Source organism: Bartonella sp. MM97QHHN, from assembly GCF_042194285.1.
Classification (GTDB): Bacteria; Pseudomonadota; Alphaproteobacteria; order Rhizobiales; family Rhizobiaceae; genus Bartonella.
In genome coordinates, this window is the sequence record NZ_JBHIMS010000097.1 from 1 (window position 1) to 3,746 (window position 3,746).

4 protein-coding genes are annotated in these 3,746 nt (G+C 43.6%); all 4 read right to left on the reverse strand.

The window, feature by feature from the left end; genetic code table 11:
- A partial coding sequence (locus tag ACFIJW_RS07910) for a contractile injection system protein, VgrG/Pvc8 family (RefSeq protein WP_375633863.1) occupies positions 1-1,223 on the reverse strand: 1,223 nt, incomplete at its 3' end.
- Positions 1,220-1,444 (reverse strand): tail protein X, encoded by a 225-nt coding sequence (locus tag ACFIJW_RS07915; protein WP_273789860.1) that lies wholly within the window; start codon positions 1,442-1,444, stop codon positions 1,220-1,222. The genes ACFIJW_RS07915 and ACFIJW_RS07910, both read right to left, overlap by 4 nt.
- The gene (locus tag ACFIJW_RS07920; protein WP_375633864.1) at positions 1,441-1,821 is read right to left on the reverse strand and encodes a phage tail protein; all 381 of its coding nucleotides are present in this window, start codon (positions 1,819-1,821) and stop codon (positions 1,441-1,443) included. Before ACFIJW_RS07920 ends, ACFIJW_RS07915 begins: the two co-directional genes overlap by 4 nt.
- A gap of 5 nt (positions 1,822-1,826) precedes the next feature.
- A partial coding sequence (locus tag ACFIJW_RS07925; RefSeq protein WP_375633865.1) for a phage tail tape measure protein occupies positions 1,827-3,746 on the reverse strand: 1,920 nt, incomplete at its 5' end.

Below are 3,746 nucleotides of genomic sequence, written 5' to 3' on the forward strand. Positions count from 1 at the left end.
TCCTTGTCTGGTGTGGTGTTTGCAACGTTTCCAGCCGCATCTTCTTGCGCTTTATCAAAAAGTTCGCACTCTATTTTTGTGGTGTAACCACCCGTTTTATCAAGTTTGTGCTTAACGCTCTTGATGCGCCATTCTGCTGGAATATAGGGGCGGAAAGGGGGCTCTTGAACAAGCTTTGCTTCTGCTTGCACAAACGGATCACCACCGATATCACATGAGAAAGAAGACTTACCGCGTGATGATTTATTGCGATAAGCAGCAATGGCCGCAACAGCCTCTGATTGGTTATGGTAGGTGTATTTGAGTTCATGAAACGGCGGATTACCAACTTTGACTTCTTTTTTTTCACCACTGCGGATATCATGATAGGTTGCGAGAACACCGCCTTTCTTCTCTTTGTCTTCTTCTTTCTCAGATTCTTTTTCTGCTTTTTCTGATTCAGATGATGATGCTCTGTCACTGTTATCCATATGGATAAAGTTTTCATCATCATCAATCTCTTCTGGCTCTCGTGCATCAGCAGCGGCTTTTTGGTCGTCCCCCACATCTGTTTCTAAGCCATTGGCTGCACCTGCTTCATCTCGTGCGCTGTATTTAAAATCCCAAGAGGTACAATGTTTTTCATGGATAACAATAACGGGGAGTGTTTCACCAGTGATGGCTTTGCCTTCGCCCCGTTTAGCCAAAACAAGCTTGCCATCAACGGGTTTTGCTACCGCATCATAGTCTTCTGCAAGGCGTGTGGCAAAAGCCATATCGCTTTCAGCTGTTTGATCAATGTGACGCACAACAATTTTAGCAAGAGCAGGGTCAACTTTTGGTGTATAGCCATTACGCTGTGCTATCTCTTGAACAATACTGCCAAGGGTTTGCTGGTGATAGGATTGGCTTTTTGGGGTTCTGTAAGACGTGTTCATTGATGCGGCGCGCCCTGTCACGCTTAAGCTTTGTGGTGGGCTGCTTACAGAGATTTCGTCTATCAGATAGGATCCCATATCGCGGTTTTTGCCCCCTTCATAGCCAAGTGTGACAGAAATGATTGTTCCGATAAGAGGAATATCAAGAAAGCCGTTATCACTGTCACGTGCGCGGTCATCAAGCTCTATAGTGATACGATCACTTTTGTTTTCTGCTTCATCGGTAATTTCAATCGACAAAACATAGTCCATCAGCGTTCTTGTGATGTCCTCTCCATTTGCCATCACTGTGCAAAAAGGTTTCATGATTTGCTACCCCAAATTCTGATCACTGGTGTGGCTTTCGGATAGGGGAGGGTTGGTAAGAGTATCGTGATACCTGCTTTTAAAATGGGTCCATAGTCTGCAAGACCAAAGTTTGCTGCATAAACGCGTTCAACAGCAAGGGCTTGTTGACCCTTTGCATAGTATCTCCAGCAAATGGCATCAACCATATCGCCTTCTTTTGTTACGTAAAGATCACTCATAGCTCTTCACCATATTCTCTCAACTTTATTGTAAATTCTTGTTTTTTTGGGGTGCCATTATGATGAAAAATGCTTTGTTTTTCCTCTACAGAAAGAATGACAAACTTACCTAAGATTTTGCCTTGACCAGTCACAAGAATGTGAGGTCCTTCATGTGCCATTTGCCGTAAATATTCGAGCTGTCTATGACCACCTTTGAAATCTGGATAAATCACACCAGTTAAAGAAAATTCCGCATTTGCAACGGCAGGCAATTGAAGAGCTGCTTTGCGCCCCAATCGTCCTTGCTCTACCCATGGAACCCCATAAGACATATCAAGTGTTTGATAAGCAGCTGTTTCAATCGAAAAAATAAAACCACCCAAAGCTAACATCATGGTATTTAATCCGAAAGGCTAGAGGCTATGGCTAAACGTTGCTGTTTTGCATAGCGTTCAAGTGCTTGATTGACAGCGTCTCTGATTTCGTCCTTGAGACCATTGGGGACGGAAATATTGAGATTTGTAATGGTTACACGGGCGTCTACTTCAACGGGTTTATGAACCGTAATGGGCTTTGGAGCTTTAAAGGCACCCACTTTATTTGTTGCCTGCATTTGTCCTGTTTCAACGACACTTGTATTAAAACCACTCTTGCGTTTTTCAGGGGGGGTATTTGTAACCACTGCTGTATCCAGCATTCTTTTTGCCTGTGTATTGGTTTTTTCGGTAAAGGTTTTAATGGTCTGCGTTGAAGTCTTGTCTATTGAAACATTAAACCCTAACTTTTCTTTCACCCAATTAGGCATCCAACTGGTTAATTTACTCATCATGCCGCTGAGCCAATCAGACAGAGCATTCCATTTGCTTTTGATGCCCTCCCAAAGCCCATTAATAAGATTGGAGCCTACTTCCATTAAATCGACACCAAACAGCCATTCAATGAGTTCATTGATTTTTTTCGAAATCCAAGAGAGTGGTGAAAAGTTTTTAAAGAACGTCAAGAGGTTATTGAAAGCATTACTACATAAGTTCGCAAAAGAATCCCATAGCTTGCTTATAAAGCTTATGACTGTGTCCCAATTTTTATAAAGCAGATATCCGGCAGCAACAAGAGCTGCAATGCCGCCAATTATCCAGCCAATAGGTGTGGTCATGATAGCAACACCAAGCGATATAAAAGCCGTACCAACAGCGGTTATTGCTGGAATGAGTGAAGCTACAAGAGTTACAGCAAGACCAGCAATTGCGGAAGCAGCTGGTGCTATTGCCGCAATGAATGCCCCAGTAAGAACTGCTCCAACTGCGGCTAAGGATGCAGCCACCCAAGCATTGAGTTTATCCCAATATTTGTAGAGTAAAACAAGAGCTGCGATGCCGCCAATGAGCCATCCTATGGGCGTCGTCATTATAGTATAGCCAAGGGTGACAAACGCTGCTCCCGCTGCGGCTAATGCGGCAATGAGTGGACCAAAAATGAACGAACCAAGTGCCACAAGTCCTACCTTAAAGAGGGTTATTTCACCAATCAGAGGTTCTAGCCATTGGAACCAGCCTTTAATCCTCTCTGTGAGATCACTGATGCCTTTTCTTAAATCAGAGGTAGGATTAAGCAAATCATTAAGGACTTTTTTTAAGGTTTTTGCCCAGCTCGCAACAGTTGTTTGAATGAGGTCGCGGTTTTCATCAATCAACTTTGAAAAACCGTCAATCATATCATTAATCACGGGCATGAAACGCGCGCCAATAAAGCTCGCGATACCGCCTATTTTTTTCTTAAAAGCACCAAGCTTGTCACTTAAATCTGCTGCATAGCGTGCAACATCGGCACCTATCAGCCATTTTCCTTTTCGCGCCTTTGCAAACAGCTCTTTAATGGGTGCCATGCCTTGTGCAAGCATGGTCGCCATTTCTTTACCATCACCCCCAAACAGCAGAGCAGCAATATGCTGTCTTTGTGCTTGGCTTTTCATCTTACTCATCTTGTCGGTAATTTCTTCTAACAAGACAGAAGTGGATTTGAGTTTTCCAGAAGTGTTTTTGACAGAAATGCCAAGTGCTTCAAAGCCCATCATGCCTCTTTTTTGTCCGGCATATGCTTGTGCTGAACGCCTATTTAAAACCGCTAAGGATTGTTGAAAAAGTTCGGCAGAAGTGCCTGAATTATCGGCTGCATCACCCCATAATTGAAGTGATGCAACACTCATATTTAAATGGTGTGATGCGTGATAAAGACTATCGCCCAGATGCATGGTTTTCATGGTGAGGGCGGCTACACTTGCCACAAGACCACCACCAGCAAGCCCCAAGACACCAGTAAAGAC

Bases quoted from the DNA above. Each gene is read 5' to 3' on its own strand.
- ACFIJW_RS07915 (WP_273789860.1), bottom strand. From the start codon at position 1,444: ATGAGTGATCTTTACGTAACAAAAGAAGGCGATATGGTTGATGCCATT.
- ACFIJW_RS07920 (WP_375633864.1), bottom strand. From the start codon at position 1,821: ATGATGTTAGCTTTGGGTGGTTTTATTTTTTCGATTGAAACAGCTGCT.